At 31.0% G+C, this 16349-nt stretch carries 17 protein-coding genes; 5 read left to right on the top strand and 12 right to left on the bottom strand.

Annotated elements, in window-relative coordinates:
• Positions 1-87: 87 nt before the first annotated feature.
• The 6 genes from Q0O83_RS00380 to Q0O83_RS00405 are packed head-to-tail and all read right to left on the bottom strand — an operon-like array spanning position 88 to position 5518.
• Entirely contained in the window at positions 88-741 is a 654-nt protein-coding gene (locus tag Q0O83_RS00380) for a hypothetical protein (RefSeq protein WP_294092966.1), read from the bottom strand.
• A complete protein-coding gene (locus Q0O83_RS00385; protein ID WP_294092969.1) occupies positions 742-1974 on the bottom strand; it encodes an NAD(P)/FAD-dependent oxidoreductase in 1233 nt (410 codons plus the stop codon).
• Positions 1974-3107: a class I SAM-dependent RNA methyltransferase gene (locus Q0O83_RS00390; protein ID WP_294092970.1), complete on the bottom strand. Its 1134-nt coding sequence runs from the start codon at positions 3105-3107 to the stop codon at positions 1974-1976. The genes Q0O83_RS00385 and Q0O83_RS00390 overlap by 1 nt, the downstream gene beginning before the upstream one ends.
• Positions 3108-4187 (bottom strand): AI-2E family transporter, encoded by a 1080-nt coding sequence (locus tag Q0O83_RS00395; protein WP_294092972.1) that lies wholly within the window; start codon positions 4185-4187, stop codon positions 3108-3110.
• Between the two features lie 27 nt (positions 4188-4214).
• On the bottom strand, positions 4215-4613 hold the full coding sequence (locus Q0O83_RS00400) for a NusG domain II-containing protein (protein ID WP_294092974.1): 399 nt from the start codon (positions 4611-4613) through the stop codon (positions 4215-4217).
• Positions 4614-4621: 8 nt separating this feature from the next.
• Positions 4622-5518 (bottom strand): phosphatidylserine decarboxylase, encoded by an 897-nt coding sequence (locus Q0O83_RS00405; RefSeq protein ID WP_294092976.1) that lies wholly within the window; start codon positions 5516-5518, stop codon positions 4622-4624.
• Positions 5519-5586: 68 nt separating this feature from the next.
• On the opposite strand from Q0O83_RS00405, the gene mgsA reads away from it, so the two are divergent.
• The gene (gene mgsA, locus Q0O83_RS00410; RefSeq protein ID WP_294093113.1) at positions 5587-5955 is read left to right on the top strand and encodes a methylglyoxal synthase; all 369 of its coding nucleotides are present in this window, start codon (positions 5587-5589) and stop codon (positions 5953-5955) included.
• A gap of 31 nt (positions 5956-5986) precedes the next feature.
• On the opposite strand, the gene Q0O83_RS00415 is transcribed toward mgsA, so the two are convergent.
• Positions 5987-7495: a nicotinate phosphoribosyltransferase gene (locus Q0O83_RS00415; RefSeq protein WP_294092978.1), complete on the bottom strand. Its 1509-nt coding sequence runs from the start codon at positions 7493-7495 to the stop codon at positions 5987-5989.
• 98 nt (positions 7496-7593) lie between these two features.
• On the opposite strand from Q0O83_RS00415, the gene dtd reads away from it, so the two are divergent.
• Genes dtd through tpx form a run of 3 tightly spaced genes read left to right on the top strand, consistent with a single transcriptional unit; the run spans position 7594 to position 9650 of the window.
• The gene (gene dtd / locus Q0O83_RS00420; protein ID WP_294092980.1) at positions 7594-8040 is read left to right on the top strand and encodes a D-aminoacyl-tRNA deacylase; all 447 of its coding nucleotides are present in this window, start codon (positions 7594-7596) and stop codon (positions 8038-8040) included.
• Positions 8041-8081: 41 nt separating this feature from the next.
• On the top strand, positions 8082-9107 hold the full coding sequence (locus Q0O83_RS00425; protein ID WP_294092982.1) for an alpha-hydroxy-acid oxidizing protein: 1026 nt from the start codon (positions 8082-8084) through the stop codon (positions 9105-9107).
• Positions 9108-9143: 36 nt separating this feature from the next.
• The gene (tpx, locus tag Q0O83_RS00430; protein ID WP_366515938.1) at positions 9144-9650 is read left to right on the top strand and encodes a thiol peroxidase; all 507 of its coding nucleotides are present in this window, start codon (positions 9144-9146) and stop codon (positions 9648-9650) included.
• 50 nt (positions 9651-9700) lie between these two features.
• On the opposite strand, the gene Q0O83_RS00435 is transcribed toward tpx, so the two are convergent.
• Both Q0O83_RS00435 and Q0O83_RS00440 read right to left on the bottom strand, forming a co-directional pair.
• Positions 9701-10444 carry a DUF368 domain-containing protein gene (locus tag Q0O83_RS00435; protein ID WP_294092984.1) on the bottom strand — a complete coding sequence of 248 codons (744 nt, stop codon included), beginning with the start codon at positions 10442-10444 and terminating at the stop codon, positions 9701-9703.
• An 8-nt stretch (positions 10445-10452) separates the two neighbouring features.
• Complete coding sequence (locus Q0O83_RS00440) at positions 10453-11514, bottom strand: helix-turn-helix domain-containing protein (RefSeq protein WP_366515939.1); 1062 nt, start codon at positions 11512-11514, stop codon at positions 10453-10455.
• Positions 11515-11683: 169 nt separating this feature from the next.
• On the opposite strand from Q0O83_RS00440, the gene ptsG reads away from it, so the two are divergent.
• On the top strand, positions 11684-13159 hold the full coding sequence (gene ptsG, locus Q0O83_RS00445) for a glucose-specific PTS transporter subunit IIBC (RefSeq protein ID WP_294092988.1): 1476 nt from the start codon (positions 11684-11686) through the stop codon (positions 13157-13159).
• Positions 13160-13192: 33 nt separating this feature from the next.
• Here ptsG and Q0O83_RS00450 read toward each other — a convergent pair whose 3' ends face one another.
• The 3 genes from Q0O83_RS00450 to Q0O83_RS00460 are packed head-to-tail and all read right to left on the bottom strand — an operon-like array spanning position 13193 to position 16347.
• Positions 13193-14731: a TaqI-like C-terminal specificity domain-containing protein gene (locus Q0O83_RS00450; protein ID WP_294092989.1), complete on the bottom strand. Its 1539-nt coding sequence runs from the start codon at positions 14729-14731 to the stop codon at positions 13193-13195.
• A 1-nt stretch (position 14732) separates the two neighbouring features.
• A complete protein-coding gene (locus Q0O83_RS00455) occupies positions 14733-15413 on the bottom strand; it encodes a ScpA family protein (protein WP_294092991.1) in 681 nt (226 codons plus the stop codon).
• Entirely contained in the window at positions 15388-16347 is a 960-nt protein-coding gene (locus tag Q0O83_RS00460; protein WP_294092993.1) for a bifunctional riboflavin kinase/FAD synthetase, read from the bottom strand. Before Q0O83_RS00460 ends, Q0O83_RS00455 begins: the two co-directional genes overlap by 26 nt.
• Between the last annotated feature and the right edge of the window lie 2 nt (positions 16348-16349).

Below are 16349 nucleotides of genomic sequence, written 5' to 3' on the forward strand. Positions count from 1 at the left end.
TTTTGCAAACATCTTTTTCGAAAGAAAAAAGACAATAAATACTGCCAATAAAATTAAAATCTGTTTGAACCCTTTTTCCATTTCTAACTAGTCCTCCATTTTAAAAGCTTCTTTATATGTTTCTAAAAGTTCCTCCTCTGAAACAACCCCATACATCTCATAAGGCCATTTTGATTCTAACTTTCTTTTTAACTGATTAATATCTCTTTCTACTGATAGATATCTCTGTTCTATTTCTCTCAGTTTTTCTCTCACCGGTTGCAGCTTATAAATTATATCAAATTGTTCCTCTTCTTGTATAGTCTCTTTTAATAAGTTTTCTAAATTTTGTTCTTCTAAAGCTAACTCATTATATTTCTCAGTTATTTTATCCTTCTTATCTAAAAGTCTATTCAAGTTATATTTGAAAAATCTTTTTACTACTGTCGCTCCTGAAATTCCTTTTAACTTCTCTCTTTTCTCTAAGTTTTCCAATACTTTTTCCACTGATAAAGAGTTTTTCTCTCTTATCTCTTCTACCATCTCTTCAAAAGGTTTAAACTCATCATCTGACATGTTTTCAACCTTCATCTCTAAAAGAGCACCGTAGATTTTTTCGTAAGGAATAACAACCTTCTCTTCCAATATCTCTACTCCAGATAGATCTCCCATCTCTCTTAGTTTATCTATCTGTACAGAAGTCATCTTTAAAACTGTTAAAATAACTTCCTGTGCATATACTCTAAATCTTTCTCTCTCCATCTACCTCATCTCCTTTTTCTTCATAGACTTAGCAGCTAAAACTCCCATAGAACATGCAGCTTGAATATTATATCCACCTGTATCTCCATCTATATCTAAAATTTCACCAACTAAGTACAGTCCTGAAACTTTTTTAGATTCCATTGTTTTAGAATTTACCTCATCAATAGCTACTCCACCTCTAGTTACCATAGCCATTTCAAAGCTTCCAACTTTTGTTACCTCCATTTTATTAGATGATAACATTTTTACTAAATTTTCTCTTTTCTCTTTTGATAACTCAGATAGTTTCAACTCTTCAGATATCTCTGCTAAATATAAAACTCTTCTTATGAATCTATCCGGTAAGAAATAGCTATTTAAAACTCTTTTAACAGTTTTCTTTCCATCTTTATTCATCTCTTCAATTATCTCTCTATTCAAAGTTTCAAAATCTTTATCCACATAGTTTATCTCTAAGAAACTTCCGTTTTCTATGTATCTAGAGTTGTCTAAAATTCCTGGTCCACTAAAATTAGTATGTGTAAATAATACTGGCCCTCTTTTCTCAACAACTTTTTTATTCTCTCTCCAAACTGTCACTTTAACATCTTGGAAACTTATTCCAGATAACTCTTCAAACATATAGTCTCTAACAAAAACTGGTGTCAAAGCTGGTTTTGGTGGAACGATTTTATGCCCTAGCTCTTTAGCCATAACGTATCCATCCCCTGTTGTTCCAACTCCTGGATATGATTTTCCTCCAGTAGCTAAAGCCACATTGTCAGATATATATGTATCTTTATCTGTTGTTATTATAAATTCATCCTCTGATTTTGTAACGTTCTCTATTTTTATATTTTCAACTATTTTTACACCTAGATTTTCCATTTTTCTTTTTAATAAAGCTACTACATCTAGCGAACTAAACGTTTGTGGGAAATACTTCCCACTCTCCTCTACTAAAACCAAAGGTAATCCATTCTCTTTAAAGAAAGTTTTCAACATCTCTGGTGAAAATTTATTTATAGCTTCTTTTAAAAATTTTCCATTCATACCATACTTATCTAAAAATTCTTTTGGCTTTCCTGTATGAGTTAAATTACACTTTCCACTCCCAGCAACAAGGATTTTATTTCCAATACGTTTATTTTTTTCAAGCAAAGCAACTTTCAATCCTTTTTCTGCTGCTGTTATAGCTGTAAAAATCCCACCAGGACCTCCACCAACTACTATTAAATCAAATCTATTCATTATCTAGCTCCGTAATATTGGTAATAGTGACACTTTATTCCACCATTATATAACTTTCTATTTTTTGTAGCTTTCTTTCCGAAAGTTTTTTCAAAGTTTTCATACGATGTAATTATGTAGTAAGACCATCTAGGGAATCTCATTTGGAAAATATCTCCCATAAGTCCATATAATCTTTCTACTGCATCCTCATCTAAAAGACGATCTCCGTAAGGTGGGTTAGTTACTATACAACCTTTTTCTATTGTATTTTCTAATTCTAGGAAGTTCATACATCTAAACTCTATCTCTTCATCTACTCCAGCTCTCTTTGCATTTAATTTCGCAACTTCTACTGTCTCCTCATCTATATCAGAAGCATAGATAGTTACCTCTTTGTCGTAGTCCTCTCTTGAGAAAGCGTCATCTCTTAAATCAACCCAAAGATTTTCAGGTATGATTGGCCACTTCTCAGATGCAAAGTTTCTATTTACTCCTGGAGCAACATTTCTAGCTATCATAGCTGCTTCTATAGCTATAGTTCCCGTTCCACACATTGGATCTATAAGTGGTCTATCTCCACCTTTCCAACGACTTAATAAAACTAAAGCCGCTGCCATAGTCTCTTTTAATGGTGCTTCATTTATTAGGTTTCTATACCCTCTTTTATGTAGCCCCTCTCCACTTGTATCTACCATAACTAAGAATATATCGTTATGAGCTTGAATCTTAACTCTATACGCTCCTCCAGTTTCTGGCAATCTTTCCGTTTGATAAGCTACTCTAAGTCTTTCAACAATCGCTTTTTTTACAATCTTTTGAATATCTGATTTTGAGAATAACTTACACTTAACTGAACTAACCCAGCTAATTGGAAACTCTCCATCAGCAGATATTATATTTTCCCAAGGTAATCTTTTAATATTTTCAAAAAGATTATCAAATGTCAGAGCTTTAAACTCTCCCATTTTTATGAAAACTCTATCAGCACATCTAAGATGTAAGTTTGCTTCTACAATTTCTTTTTCATCTCCATCAAACTCAACTCTTCCGTTGAATGTCTCAACATTTTCAAATCCTAACTCTTTACACTCATCTTTTACAACACTTTCTAATCCCATTGTTGCTGACGCTATTAATCTGTACTTCTTCATCTATTCACTCCTTCTTTTTAAACACTCTAAATATATAAATTTTATAACCACAAATATAGGTACTCCTAAGAACATCCCTAGTGGTCCAAAAAAGTTTCCACAAACCATTACACCTATGATAGTCCAAAAACTACTCATTCCAACTGACTCTTCCATAATTTTAGGCCCTATTACAAATCCATCAACTGTTTGCCCTATAGCGATTGCTATAAATAGGTAAATCACTTTTAAAGGCGCAGCTAACAGTATTAAAAATGTAGCTATCGTTCCAGCTACTATAGAACCTACATACGGAATCATATTTCCAACTCCAACCATCACACCACTAAGTAAGGCATATGGTACTTTTGCTATGAATAGAACTATAAATACTAAAAGTCCTACAACTGCTGAAGTTAAAACTCTTCCTAAAACATATTTCAAGAAAACATCATTTACTTTTCTTACAAAGTCAACACCATATCTAGCATTTTTCTTTGTCATAAATAATAAAAATAGATTTTCTAAAAACTCCATAAAATACTCTTTACTATACATTAAATATAGTGAAATAAAAACTCCAATAAAAAAGTTTAATACTCCAACTAAGCTTCTTAAAACTCCTGCACCTAATCCAAAAGCTAAGTTTTTAAAATTACCCAAATTCGTTTTTATAACTGAAATCAAATTAGCTTCTATCTCCTTTGGATCAAAAAATAATAAATCTTTCGCCTCTAGAAAATGGATAACATTCTCTGTATTAGTTGTTAAAGTTCCTAACATTGTTGGAAATTTCTCAACTAAATCTGAAATACTATTAATTATATTTGGAATTACAATTAAAAACAACCCCAAAATAGTTGTAAAAACAATTATTAAACTTAATCCAATTGATGTAGCTCTTTTCAATTTAGTTTTACTCTCAAAAATTTTTACAAGAGGACTCACTAAAATCGCTATAAAAATAGCATATATAAATGGCTTTATAGAACTTACAGCTTGACCTACAATTGATGTAAAAGCGTCGTTATATTGAAAAAACGTTTGAATTAAAACTAGAATTACTCCAACAATAAAAAGATGTAAATACTCTTTTTTCATAAACTTACTCATCTCCTATAACTCTAATTACTTTATAATAAAATCAACCTCATCTGATCCTTCACTCTTTTTTCCAACTATTTTTATTATAAGTTTATCCGGAACCCCTATTATAACCTCACCTGGTTGTCCGATCCAACCCTGTTTGACATTTAATTTCAAAGGTGAATTTGATGTTATAACTCTTATTTTTTTATCCTTAATTTTTATATTTACTCCACCTATATCGGTTGGAACAAACATATCTTTCTCTTCATTTTGTAATGGATATACATATTTCAGAGAGTTATTTACATATATCTCTGCGTTAGCTGCATCTGCTGCTTTAAACTGCGTTATTCCATAGCCCAATGTAGAGAATGTAATTATTAAAATAAGATAGATTAATATATCCCCTTTTCTAAAATATTCCCTTCGTCTTTTCACAACTACACCTACTTAGCTTTCCCTATTTTTTCACCCATGTAAACTTTTGTTTCTAATCCTTTTTTACTATTTTCTAAAATATCCTCATCAAATTGAACTTTATCTTTCTCAAATAATAACACACAAGATGACCCTCCAAAGAAGAAGTATCCCTTTTCATCCCCTTTTTTTACAAAGCCCTCTTTATAAGTTTGCTCTATTCCACCAACCATAGTTGCACCAATCTCACTTAAAACTATCTCTCCAAACTTTTCTGTTTTTAAAATTGAAACCTCTCTTTTATTTTCACAGTAAACTCTAAAGTTCTTCTTTATAGCATAAGGAGAAACTGAATAGTAATATCCATCTATCAATTTAGATTTTCCAATTTGACCTGTAGCTGGGAAATGGAATCTGTGGTAATCAACAGGAGCTAATCTTATTATAAGAATTGTTCCTCCATGGAATTTTTTAGCTTCATCTTTATCCATTAAAAACTCTTCTATTGTAAATTCGTCACCTTTTAAAAAGAATTTTGTTGTTTCCTTTAAATCATTAAAAACTAAAACTTTACCATCAGCTGGAGATACAAGAGCTTCTGGATTATTATCAATCTCTCTTGCTCCTTCTTTTAGCTCTCTTATAAAAAAGTCATTAAATGATGTAAAATCCTCTACAGATTTTTTTGATTCCTCCATATTTATACAATTTTCTTGAACAAATGGCTTTATTTTTTCTTTAGATGAGGCTTCTGACATCTTCTTTCCATAAAAATCTGTTAAAAACTTTTTTCTAACTACTAAATTCAAAGGTAATTTTCCTAATGGATTATAATATAAAAACTTTAAAAATCCTTCTCCTGGTGGATTTTCTGTCTTTAATTCCTTAGTTTTTCTCTCAATATAATTAATTTTATCAAAATTCATACACTTACTCCTTTTACATATTAATTTTTTGTTGTATAATAGTTATAGCAAAACTTATGGAGGTCCAAATGAAAAAAATAGCATTAATCGCTCACGACAACATGAAGCCGGAAATAGTTAGCTTTGCACAAAGACATGAGCACATACTAGCAAAATATCCTCTAGTTTCTACTGGTACAACAGGACTTAGAATTATGGAGGCTACTGATTTAGAAATCCATCGCTTTAAATCTGGTCCCATCGGTGGTGATCAACAAATCGGTGCTGAAGTAGCTACAGATAAAATAGCCGCTATTTTATTTTTCAGAGATCCGCTAACTTCACAGCCACACGAACCAGATATCTCCGCTCTTATAAGAGTTGCAGATGTTCACAAAGTACCAATTGCTACAAACTTAGCTACTGCTGAACTGCTTATTTTAGGTTTAGACAAGTGATTATAATAGGCTGACTAAAGTCAGCCTATTTTTAATTTATCTGATTTTTTATTTTTTTAATTAAGTTATACTTTAATTCCAATAGATCTTTAGATAAATCAACTTTATACTGATGAGGGTTCTCAAGTCTTTTTCTTTCATCTGAAACTTTTTCTAAAGAGCTTAAGTAATACTTTCTCGATGATACAACATCATTTAACTGTGAAGCCTCTGGTTTTATAACTCCATTTTTTACAAATTCATTAGTTATTTTTCTAAATGAGTATTCTCCATTTTTTAATAAGCTCGATTTGAACTCATATTTTTCATCTCTTATAGTTAAGTCGTCCCCATTTAATAGTTTAACTTTATCTGTATCTTTATTTACAAGCGTTATTAAATCTGCGTATGCAAGACCTTCGCTATCATAAATTCTATAAACCTCTTTGAATCCTGGGTTTGAAATTTTTATTACATCTTCAGATAGCTTTATAACTGGATTACTATCTATTTCAACTATTTTATAAACTCCACCAAAACAAGGATTTGATTTACTCACTGCAATAGCATCTCCAACCCCGAATATATCCACTGCTGCTCCTTGCTCTTTTAAAGATTTAATCAACGACTCGTTTAAAGAGTTTGTTAAAAATATCTTTGCTTTTTTTAGCCCAGCCATATCTAAAGCTTTTCTACATTTTTTAGAAAGATATGCCAAATCTCCAGAATCTATTCTTATTCCATATATCCCTTCATATGAATCATCTATCCCACTATCTTTAAAACTTTGAATAGCATTTTTCAATCCAATACCTACTGTATTGTAAGTATCTATCAGTAAAATAAGCGAATTTGCTTTTCTTTCTCTTCTATGTTTTATAAATGTATCGAAAGCTTTTTTTTCAGCTTCAGCTCCAACACCAAAAGCTTGTATATAAGAGTGCGCCATTGTCCCAACACTTGGAACACCATATTTATACTCTGTCACTAAATTAGAGTGTGATAAACACCCTCCTATTATAGACGCCTTTGTTCCTGCTACAGCACTGTCAAAACCATGAGCTCTTCTACTTCCAAATGATGTAACTGGAATTGGTGAAGCTGCTCTAGTTATTCTAGAAGCTTTTGTTGCTATAGCTAGTTGCATATTCATCAAGTTTAAAATTGGAGTTTCCAATATTTTTGCTTGAATCAATGGTGCCTTTATCGTTATTATTGGCTCATTTGGATATACAATCTCCCCATCTCTCATAGCATATAAATTTCCAGTAAATTTCATTTTAACTAAGTACTCTAAAAGATGTTTCTCTTCTATTATTTTAGAAAAATACTCTCTTTTTTCATCCTCACTAGTTCTATTTAAAATATCAATAAGCTCAATTACTTCTTGTACTCCTGAAACAACTGCAAAACCACCATCTTCAGTTTTTCTAAAGTACATATCAAATATAGCTTCCTTCTCCTGCATCTCTTCCATTAAAAAAATGTCACTTTCAGTATATTGATATCTATCTGAATTAATAACCTTTGCAAAATCCGTTAAAACTCTTTCTCTCCCCATTTTGTACCTCTTTTTAAATTGTTAGTTTTTTATTTTTTCTTAATAATTATATCATTTTTATGGTATAATTACCAATAAAAATAGAAAAGGAGATATTGATGAGAGCTGTTATACAAAGAGTCAAACATGCAAGTGTTACTGTAGATAATGAAATTACTGGAAAAATAAACCACGGATTCTTAATACTTTTAGGTGTTACACATAGCGACACTGAAAAAGAGGTGGATTGGTTAGCTAAAAAAATAACTGATTTAAGAGTTTTTAATGATGCTGATGACAAAATGAATCTTGGATTAAAAGATGTTGATGGAGAACTACTTGTAATCTCACAATTTACGCTTTATGGAAACTGTATCAAAGGACGTAGGCCAGCGTTTATTGACGCTGCTAAACCAGATATGGCGAACGAGCTTTATGAAAAGTTTTTAGCAAAATGTAAAAGTCTTGGTTTCAAAACTGAAGCTGGTATTTTTGGTGCTGATATGAAAGTAGAACTTTTAAATGACGGACCTGTAACTTTAATTATTGATACAAACGACAGATAATTAATTTTGAAATAAACTATGAGTATTTTTTGGAGGGGATTATGGATATAAAAGAGATTAAAAAAAATGCAAAGGAAAGAATGAAAGATTTTTGTATACTATGTCCAGAGTGTAACGGACGTTGGTGTGCTGGAAAAGTTCCTGGCATGGGTGGAGCTGGAAATGGTGGAAGTTTTAATAGAACTTATGAAAAACTTAAAGAGGTTAAAGTTGCAATGAGAACTCTTCATAATGTTTCTGATCCAAAACTCTCTTGCTCTATATTCGGTGAAGAACTTTCTTTCCCAGCTATGATTGCACCTATAACAGGAACAAAATTTAATATGGGTGGATATGTTAACGATATTGAATATTCTGATGATGTTGTTTTAGGAGCCCTTGACGCTGGAACAATAGCTATGATTGGAGATACAGGAGACCCTAACTGTTTTGCAGCTGGAATTGAAGCTATAAAAAAAGGAAACGGAAAAGGAATCGCTATAATAAAACCTAGAGAAAATTCAGAAATTATAAAAAGAATTAAAATAGCTGAAGCTGCTGGTGCAGTAGCTATTGGAGTGGATGTTGACGGTGCTGGATTAGTTACAATGAAACTTTTCAACCAACCCGTTGGTCCTAAATCACTAAATGATTTAAAAGAGATTATCTCTTCAACTAATCTTCCATTTATAGTAAAAGGAATTTTAACTGTAGATGAAGCTAAACTTTGTGTTGCTGCTGGTGCTGCTGCTCTTGTCGTATCAAATCATGGTGGTCGTTGCTTGAATGAAACTTTTGCACCTGCAGAAGTTTTAAAAGATATTGCCGATGCTGTCGGAGACGAAATTATTGTTTTAGCTGATGGTGGAGTTAGAGAAGGTGTGGATATTTTAAAATATCTTGCTCTTGGAGCTAAAGCTGTTTTAATTGGAAGACCTATCATTTGGGGTTCGATTGGCGGAAGACAAGAGGGTGTAAAAGTTGTTTTAGATACTTTCAAATCTCAACTTTATCAAAGTATGATACTTACTGGTGCAGAGGATGTTAAAAATTATAAAAATTTCTCTTGCATTTTATACACTAAATAAGTATAATTTAAATACAAAATTTAGGGAGGTTTTATCATGGAAAGAAAAGATGTTATTACATTCGCAGGAAGTCCACTAACATTAGTAGGAAAAGAGGTAGTTGTTGGAGATGTAGCTCCTAACTTTACTGTTACTAAAACTGATTTATCACCTCTTTCTTTAGCAGATTTAAAAGGAAAAACAATAGTTATTTCGGCTATGCCATCTATTGATACTCCTGTTTGTGAGTTACAAACAATCAGATTCAACAAAGAAGCTGCTGCATTAGAAAACGTTGTTATTTTAACAGTTTCAATGGATTTACCATTTGCATTAAGCAGATTCTGTGGAGCAAAGAGTATAGAAAATGCTATAACTACTTCAGATTATAAAGATAGAGATTTTTCAAACAACTACGGATTATTTATCAAAGAGCTTGCACTTGTTTCAAGAGCAGTTATCATCGTTGATAAAGATGGAAAAGTTGCTTACACTGAATACTTAAAAGAGATTACTGAAGAGCCTAACTACGATTTAGCTTTAGAAGCATTAAAAAAATTATAATAAAAAAATAACCCCACTCAGATATATTTTATATCTGGGTGGGGATTTTTTTATATAAATAAAGTTTGTATAATTTCAAACAGTGATACTATAATAATTCCTACTATAAAGTTTAATGTGTAACTTCTATATCTATTTAAAAGTATATTTATTCCTTTTGAAACTAAAACCAGTCCAATTCCTGTTCCAGCTGCAAAAAAGATTAATGGCAGTATCGCAAAACTTTTTATATATCCTAAAATATTATAATACTCACCTAACAATATAAGAAGTAACGATCCTGAAATTCCAGGGATAACCATTGCTCCCGCAGCAACTAACCCACATAAAAACAGTTTCATACCATATCCAATTGTAAATAAACTTTCAGCTGTTCTAGCTATCTCCTCTCCTGCTATAGCTTTTGTTAAAAACATAAAAGCTCCTGTAAAAGCTACTCCGCCAAAGAAAGCAATCAGATTATCTTTTTTAAAGAACTTCTCTCCTTTTAAAATAACAGGAATCGAAGGTAAAATTAAAAATAAAAATACAACCGTCGTTCCTTTAGGATAAAGTTCATACATCTTAGATATAACTCCTGCAAATGCCACTATTCCTAAAGCTGCACCCGCACCAATCTGAGATAAAAATTTAGCATACTCTATCTTTTTTTCAATTGAGGCTGTTAAAAAATTCCCCACCGCTTCTGTCAAATTATCATAAATGCCTAATACTACTGCTAATGTTCCTCCTGAAACTCCCGGCAATACATTTGCTATTCCTATTACAATTCCTATTAAAAAATTTCTTATCATAATCTCTCCTAGTATTCTTTTATCAATTTAGCACTACCTATAAACTTATCTTTTAAATATACATCTACACATTCATTAGTAAATTCACTATAAAAAACATCTGCAATTTCACCCTCATACTCCTTCAATATAGGGCTATTATATAAGTTATTTTTCACTCTAACTCCATTATTATAGATTTTCCTTTTATATCTATTTAAAAAATACAACAACTTTTGAATCTCATCGGGTAAAACTTTCTTTTCCTCATTTATTTCAATAAATAGATATTTTTTTATAAAAATACAAATTTTTTCTAATGTTATCATTTTTTCTTTATTAAACTCTTTCAATATATCTGTATCTATATATCTAACAAAGCCAAGCATATTTTCATCTGGTTCCTCTTGAAGAATATTTATTTTCGTTTCAAAATATATACTTCTTAACAGGTTTTTAGAAACCCCATCTATTTTGAAATCTAAAGATATATTTTTTGGATAGGCTCCCTCAATTATAATACTTTCTCTTATAAAATTAAACAAATTTTTTAACTCTCTTTTTTTTTCTTCAAAAATAAAATTAATCATTTTATAATTTTCTTTATTATAAAAAATAGTTAAATAAAATATTTTATTTTTATTATTAAAAAAAGGAATTGGAACTGCTTTTTGTATAATAGCATATTCATACACTTGATTTTTTTTTACAGATTTTATTGAATTTAGTTTTATATTTTCATCTAGATTGTTTATTATTCTAAAAAAAGTTGGATAACTTATCATGCTATTATATGAGTTTAAGGTTTTCTTTGCTTTTTCATATAGCTTTGTAATTGGCAGAGTGTGATACTCTTTATATAGAGTTTTTAGATGATCTAAAGCATCATCATTGACTTTTTTAAAGGTGTTTTTATCTGCTCTTATTTTTTTTGCTAAACCTTTTTCTCCAGAATCTTTATATTGACTCACCCATCTTTTAAGAGTAGCATAGGATATTTGAGTTTCTCTCTCTATCTCCCTGAGCTTTTTCTCTTTCTTGAAAAAGGGCTCAAGTATCTTATATTTTTTATTTTTTTCGTCCTGTTGCATAACTCGCTTACTCCCTTTTAAATTCTTTTGTTAAATTATAACACAGATGATGCGTAAAAAAAAGGCTCATTTATTTTGATAATTTTCTTGACTTTTTTTAAAATAAAATGTATTCTTTTAGTGACTTAATGATTCTTTATTATCACAATATAATATATGGAGGAGTTTTATGAAATTATTTGCTGAAGTTCAAAAAATCGGTAAAGCTTTAATGACACCGGTTGCAATTCTACCAGCTGCTGGTATATTCCTTGCTGCTGGAAACAAATTAGGAATACCTTTAATGGAACAAGCAGGGGGAATAATATTTGGTAACTTACCACTTCTATTCGCTGTAGGAGCTGCTATCGGTCTTGTTGGAGGAGACGGAATCGCTGCCCTTGCTGCTATTGTTGCTCTTTTAATAATGAACACAACTATGGGATCACTTACAGATGCTGCTAATGGAATCGCTGCTGGAAACCCAGCTTTCGCTGAAGTTTTAGGAATCCCTACACTTCAAACTGGAGTTTTTGGAGGATTAATCGCTGGTATTATCGCTGCTATTTGTTATAAGAAATTCTACAAAACAGAATTACCTGCATTCTTAGGATTCTTTGCTGGAAAAAGATTAGTTCCAATTATGACTGCTGTTCTTGCTTTCTTAGTTGGTTTAGCTATGCCATACATCTGGCAACCAGTTCAAGCTGGACTTGCTCAACTTTCTTTCCTAGCTAACGAAACAAACACAAACGTATCAACATTACTATTTGGTATCACAGAAAGAGCGTTAATCCCATTCGGATTACACCACATCTTCTACTCACCATTCTGGTACCAATTTGGTGAATATACAAACGCTGCTGGACAAATCGTTAACGGAGACCAAGGAATCTGGTTTGCAATGTTTAAAGATGGAGTTCACTCATTCGATTCAGCTACTTATTCTGGTGCTGGTAAGTTCTTAACTGGTAAGTTCCCATTCATGATGTTTGGATTACCTGCTGCTGCTCTTGCTATGTATCATGAAGCTAAATCTGAAAACAAAAAAATGGCTGCTGGAATTTTATTCTCTGCTGCTCTTACTTCATTCTTAACTGGAATAACTGAGCCTTTAGAGTTCTCATTCCTATTCGTTGCACCTGTACTATACGGAATTCACTGTGTATTCGCAGGATTATCATTCATGTTAATGAATATGTTTAAAGTTAGAATTGGTATGACATTCTCTGGTGGAGTTATTGACTATATCATGTTCGGTGTTTTACCTGGAACTGAAGGATTCAAAACTAACTGGCCAATGGTTATCGTTATCGGATTAGGATTCTCTGTTATATACTACTTAGGATTCAGATTCTTCATCAGAAAGTTCAACTTAGCTACTCCTGGAAGAGAAGCTGGAACTGATATGGACGATGCACCAAAAGCTGAAGGAAGCGAATTAGCTGCATTAGTTCTTGCCGCACTTGGTGGAAAAGAAAACATAATCTCTGTTGACGCTTGTATCACAAGATTAAGACTTGAGGTTAAAGATTCTTCAATCGTTAACGACGCTGAGTTAAAAAGATTAGGAGCTTCTGGAGTTTTAAAAGTTGGACAAAATGGGGTTCAAGCTATATTTGGTGCTAAAGCACAATTTATCGCTAACGACATAAAAGCATTATAATTAAAATCATAAAATAAAACTAAAGGGAGGAGCTTATTGCTCCTCCCTTATATCTATATTCATAACTTTACTAAAGTATAAATCTATCTCTTCTTGAGTTTCATCACTATAATTTTCTAACTGCTTTTTTACCAAAGAAACAACTTCTATTAACTCTTCAGATTTTTCTGGATAATAAAGCGGACACTCTTTTAAAGGTGTCGAATAAAACTCTAAATTCTTTCCTTTTTTCTTTCCTATATAATTAAACCAATAATAAAAAACTTTCGAATTTAAATAACCTAGAATATAAAATAGATTTACCTCAGAGGCTTTAGCTGTTAAATAGTATACATCAGCACTACTATAAAACGGATCCTCAGTATACCCGAAATTATTTGTCTTACATCTTTGTCTAACAACAATTTTTGGCTTTAAGAAAATCTCCTCATCTCTTCCCCATTGTAACTCCCACCAATTTATTCTGTTATTAACGACCTCTCTTCTCAAAGATAATTTTGCTTTATATTCCAATAGATAATTCATTAAATTCTCATCCAAAGTTGATTTTCCATTTAGATATATTATCCAAAATGGTGGTTTTTTTGAAACTTCATACTTTCCTATATCTTTATTTTTATAAAATGGTTTCAAATAGTTTTTAAACTCCTCTTTATACTCGTCAAAAACAAAGACCTTATCTGCTCCACTAACTATCCCTTGATTCACTTTCAATAGTTCTCCTAAAGTTCTATTGCTATTATCTCTTATTTTTTGAATATTTTTTTTACAAAATGGTGGTATCAAAATTATTTTACTGTGCTCTTGTGCAAATATATTGTTTTGCTCAATCGTATAGTCTATATTGTCATCATTTATAAAAACATCACTATTTTCCTTAGATTTCTGCCAATAAAATATGATATTATGTTGACCTATCGCATCTTTAAAAATAGAGTGACTATAGTTTTCAATTCTAAAAAATTCACCTTCAGCTCTCAATTTATCTCTCAACCCTTCTGCACTATCAGCTTTTAGCCAATAGTTAGTTGTAAGATAAACTAAAATTCCATTCTCTTTTAAAATATCTACTCCTTTTTCAATGAAAAAGTAAAAATAGTCCATTTTAGGTTTATAATATTTTTTCCCAAAATCAGTTTCTTTTATCGTATGAAAAATCTCTTTATGGTTTTTTTCACCTAAATAGGGTGGATTTCCAATAACTATATCATACTTTTCATCTATTATTTCATAAAGTGAATCACACTCTTTTAAATTTAAGTTGCCCTTTATACCATATGTAAAGAAAAGAGCCTCCGCTCTTTTTTTTAAAATATTTAATGCATTCGAATCTATATCATATCCTGTTAACCATTTTTCACTGTATCTATATTCTCCAAATACTTTCTTTGAAGTTTTCAATAACTCCTCTAACATAGCTAAAAGTAGATTTCCTGATCCACAAGATATATCTACTATTTTTATATCTAAAATATTTTCATTACAATTTTTTTCTAAATATTTAGCTAATGATATTTTTGCCATGCTCACAGCATATTGTTCTGGAGTATATATTTTATAATTATATTCCAAATCAGCCCCTCCTAAAGAGTTTTAAGCTACCTTCACCCTCTATTGATATAACCCCATCTCTGTACAAATCTAGAACCGCTAAAAATATATATACCAAGTGAGTTCTATTCTCTGCTCTTCTAAAAAGATCCACTACATTTTTCTCTGCTGAATAAAGTATTACTTTTATTCTATCCATCTCCTCTTTTAAAGAGTATCTTTTCTCCACTTCAATCTCTAAAAACTCCTCATCTTTTGGAAGATATTTAACATAGCTATTAAATACATCCTGAAGTTTTAAAGTTGTCAAATCAAACTCTTTAGGGATATTTTTTGTTATCTTTCTTCCCTCTCCTCTTGTATAAGCAATATTATATTCACACTCTATAGTAGCTATAACTGTCGCTACCTCTTTAAAGACTTTATAGTCCTCTAATCTTCTTTTTAAATCCTTTTCTTTTTCCTCTTCTTTATTTACACTTAAAATAGACACTGCTTTTATCTCTAAAAGTTCAGAAGCTATCTCTAAAAACTCTACCTTTATACCTAAATTGTCAGTTTGTGCTTTTTCTATATAGTGAATATATTCATCTATTATCTGAGATATTTTTATTTCAGATATTTTCATTTTTTTCTTTTCGATAAGATGTAGTAGAAGGTCTAATGGACCTTCAAAATTATCTATCTTTAGTACTATCTCCATCCTCTATTACCCTAACCTTAGCTCTCCAATTAAGAACATCATTTTTTATTGTTTCTTTTAACTCATCCATTGAATTAAATTTTTTCTCTTCTCTTAAAAACTCCATTAAAGATACATATATTCTTTTTCCATAAATATCTCTATCAAAATCTAAGATATGTACTTCTATACTTCTTTCATCAGGCTTTAGTGTTGGATTTTTACCAATATTAATGACAGCACTCCAACTTCTCTCTTCCCCTTCTACTACTACTCTTCCTCCATATAATCCAAATGGAGGATATATTTTATTTAAAATTTTCAAATTAGCTGTTGGAAACCCCATAACTCTTCCTAATTTTCTTCCATGTACAACCTCACCAATAATTAAAAATGGTTGCCCTAAACATCTATTTGCTATATCCAAATTCCCTGTTGCTAACATCTCTCTTATAAAAGTTGAACTTATTACCTGCTCTTGAAGCTTTATTGGCTCAATCACATTTACGTTCATATCTAAATTTTTTGCAAAACATTTTAAGTTATGAACTGTCCCTTTCCCACCTTTTCCAAAAGAAAAGTTAAATCCTACATAGATCTCTTTTGTATTTAAAGTTTCCTTTAACACTGTCTTTATAAATTGCTCAGGGCTCATACTTGAAAACTCTTTAGTAAAAGGTTGTAAAATTAAATAGTCTACTCCTAAAGATTTTATTATATGTACCTTCTCCTCTAAAGAGCTAATTAACTTCGGTGCTTTTATACTATTTGTCACCTCTAAAGGATGGTTTAAAAACGTAAATACCGCGGATTTACCTCCAGCTTTTTTCGCCTCTTCAACTGCTTTAGATATCAACTCCCTATGTCCCATATGAATTCCATCAAAAGCACCGATAGCAACATAAATATTTTCAAATTTTTCTTCAGTTAGCAAAATATTATCTATTATCTTCATAG

It is taken from the genome of uncultured Cetobacterium sp. (assembly GCF_945952365.1).
Taxonomy (GTDB): Bacteria; Fusobacteriota; Fusobacteriia; order Fusobacteriales; family Fusobacteriaceae; genus Cetobacterium_A.

Bases quoted from the DNA above. Each gene is read 5' to 3' on its own strand.
- Q0O83_RS00460 (WP_294092993.1), bottom strand. From the start codon at position 16,347: ATGAAGATAATAGATAATATTTTGCTAACTGAAGAAAAATTTGAAAAT.
- dtd (WP_294092980.1), top strand. From the start codon at position 7,594: ATGAGAGCTGTTATACAAAGAGTCAAACATGCAAGTGTTACTGTAGAT.
- mgsA (WP_294093113.1), top strand. From the start codon at position 5,587: ATGAAAAAAATAGCATTAATCGCTCACGACAACATGAAGCCGGAAATA.
- tpx (WP_366515938.1), top strand. From the start codon at position 9,144: ATGGAAAGAAAAGATGTTATTACATTCGCAGGAAGTCCACTAACATTA.
- Q0O83_RS00455 (WP_294092991.1), bottom strand. From the start codon at position 15,413: ATGGAGATAGTACTAAAGATAGATAATTTTGAAGGTCCATTAGACCTT.
- Q0O83_RS00435 (WP_294092984.1), bottom strand. From the start codon at position 10,444: ATGATAAGAAATTTTTTAATAGGAATTGTAATAGGAATAGCAAATGTA.
- Q0O83_RS00405 (WP_294092976.1), bottom strand. From the start codon at position 5,518: ATGAATTTTGATAAAATTAATTATATTGAGAGAAAAACTAAGGAATTA.
- Q0O83_RS00380 (WP_294092966.1), bottom strand. From the start codon at position 741: ATGGAGAGAGAAAGATTTAGAGTATATGCACAGGAAGTTATTTTAACA.
- Q0O83_RS00390 (WP_294092970.1), bottom strand. From the start codon at position 3,107: ATGAAGAAGTACAGATTAATAGCGTCAGCAACAATGGGATTAGAAAGT.
- Q0O83_RS00415 (WP_294092978.1), bottom strand. From the start codon at position 7,495: ATGGGGAGAGAAAGAGTTTTAACGGATTTTGCAAAGGTTATTAATTCA.
- Q0O83_RS00385 (WP_294092969.1), bottom strand. From the start codon at position 1,974: ATGAATAGATTTGATTTAATAGTAGTTGGTGGAGGTCCTGGTGGGATT.
- Q0O83_RS00440 (WP_366515939.1), bottom strand. From the start codon at position 11,514: ATGCAACAGGACGAAAAAAATAAAAAATATAAGATACTTGAGCCCTTT.
- ptsG (WP_294092988.1), top strand. From the start codon at position 11,684: ATGAAATTATTTGCTGAAGTTCAAAAAATCGGTAAAGCTTTAATGACA.
- Q0O83_RS00425 (WP_294092982.1), top strand. From the start codon at position 8,082: ATGGATATAAAAGAGATTAAAAAAAATGCAAAGGAAAGAATGAAAGAT.
- Q0O83_RS00395 (WP_294092972.1), bottom strand. From the start codon at position 4,187: ATGAAAAAAGAGTATTTACATCTTTTTATTGTTGGAGTAATTCTAGTT.